Annotated in this window: 1 protein-coding gene; it reads right to left on the bottom strand. The window is 58.1% G+C overall.

What is annotated here, in order from left to right; translation table 11 throughout:
- Positions 1 to 60: 60 nt before the first annotated feature.
- Entirely contained in the window at positions 61 to 1548 is a 1488-nt protein-coding gene (ltrA, locus tag AC6CWS_RS26405; protein WP_004178082.1) for a group II intron reverse transcriptase/maturase, read from the bottom strand.
- Between the last annotated feature and the right edge of the window lie 368 nt (positions 1549 to 1916).

Raw genomic sequence — 1916 nt, 5'->3', positions numbered from 1 at the left:
ATGTCGCGGTAGGGATACCCGTTACCGGATACCCCCCGCACAGATCCCGGCGTGCGCGATTTACGCACCGGGCTCCTGCCTCGGGTGTCTGGCGGTGAACCGCTCCACAGGCCATGGATGTAGAACCCGAACCCTTGGTAGCCATGCGGCTGCCAGTTTGTTTGCTTTCGTCCAGGTCGTATCATCCTTCTGGCTCCTGCGCCTGAGCGCCCGGCGCCAGAGGTTTGTTACGTGTGTCCTGAACTTCTGCATGGTGGGGAAGTTGCCCGGTACCGAGTGATAGTTCAGGTATCCCTGAACCACTCTCCTGAGCCATTTTCCCTGTTCGGGGATTGAGTAATGCCAGCGCCTTCGCAGACCGTCTTTGATGGCTTTCAGAGTTGCCGTCATCCGATCCCGGCGGGTCTTTCGTATCAGCATGAACCTGCCGTTGCGATCTTTCCCGCTGATGTGCGTGAACCCGAGGAAGTTGAACGTTTCTGGTTTGCCTTTTCCCCTGATGGCACGGTTTTCGGCAGCGAAGCGGCCGAACTCCATCAGACGGGTTTTCTCCGGGTGAACCGTGAGTCCGAACTCCCTCAGTCTGCGCTGCATGGCTATACGGAAGCGCCGGGCATCGTATCGTTTGTCGAACCCGATGACGATGTCATCGGCGTATCTGACCATTACCACATTGCCTGTGGCATAGCGACGTCGCCACTGATGCGCCCACAGATCGAAGACGTAGTGGAGGTATATGTTTGCCAGCAGCGGTGAGATGACCGCACCCTGTGGGGTGCCTTCCTCCGTTGCTCGCCATTGACCCTCTTCCGACGTCCCGGCTGTGAGCCACTTACGTATGAGCCTGATTACCCTCCGGTCGCCGATCCGATGCTCTGTGAACCTGATCAGCCATTCGTGGCTCACCCTGTCGAAGAACTGACTGATGTCGGCATCCAGTACCCAGTTTACGTTAGTGCGTACCAGCCCTGTGGCCAGTGCGTCCAGTGCATCGTGCTGGCTTCGCCCGGGTCTGAACCCGTATGAGAACCCCATAAAGTCGTTTTCATAGACTGCGTTCAGGATTTTCACCAGCGCATACTGGACGATCTTGTCCTCCAGCGAGGCGATGCCGAGCGGGCGTTGTTTTCCATCCGCTTTTGGGATGTAGTGACGCCTGCCGGGCTGCGCCCTGTAACTGCCCTGATGTAGCCTCCGGTGCAGATCTGTTATGTTGTTCTTCATGTTTCCGGCGTAGTCCATCCACCTGATGCCATCCACTCCGGCGGCCGCTTTCCTGCTCAGGGAGAGGAATGCGGCTTCCAGTGCTTCGACTGTCAGCAGGTGGAACAATGCTGTAAACCGTTCTTTCTTCCGCTGCTTCGCAGCTTCCCGCACGCGTGACAGCCTCTGTGACATGCTTTCCCGGCTCTGTGTCCGGCGCATGTGTGGCTGTTCCGCGTTCCCCTTGGCCCCGCTCCTTCGCTCCACTGACTCCGCTCCTTTCGGGTTGTTCGCCTGCTTCGCCGCTACTATGAGCGAGTCCGACTTCTCCTCTCCGTACATCACCGGCTATGACTCCTCGTCTTCCCGGTGCGGGCCATCTCCGACACTGGCAGATGGTCAGAGGGGAGATCTCCCGGTTCCCGCGTAGAGATCGTATTGACATGCCAGGGTCTCAGACCCCGCCGGGTCCATGTGGCACTCGCAGTATCGCACCCTATGATGTTGCCTTCCGTTAACAGTACAACGTCGGCACCCGGTAATTTAATATAGATTTCGTGGCTCAATGGCTGGCCTGTCAACACCCCTGTCAACGCTTCACCCCATACCTCGCGGTATGCAACGCATGACTCGGGGACCTTGTGGATTGCTGGTCCTTCAATGGTCGGGGACTTTCACCCCTTGATCTCTACCGGTCTCCCGGCGCACACTGT

It is taken from the genome of Klebsiella sp. M041 (assembly GCF_059759695.1).
The sequence above is the reverse complement of the archived record's forward strand: the minus strand, read 5'-3'. Positions and strand labels throughout refer to the sequence as shown.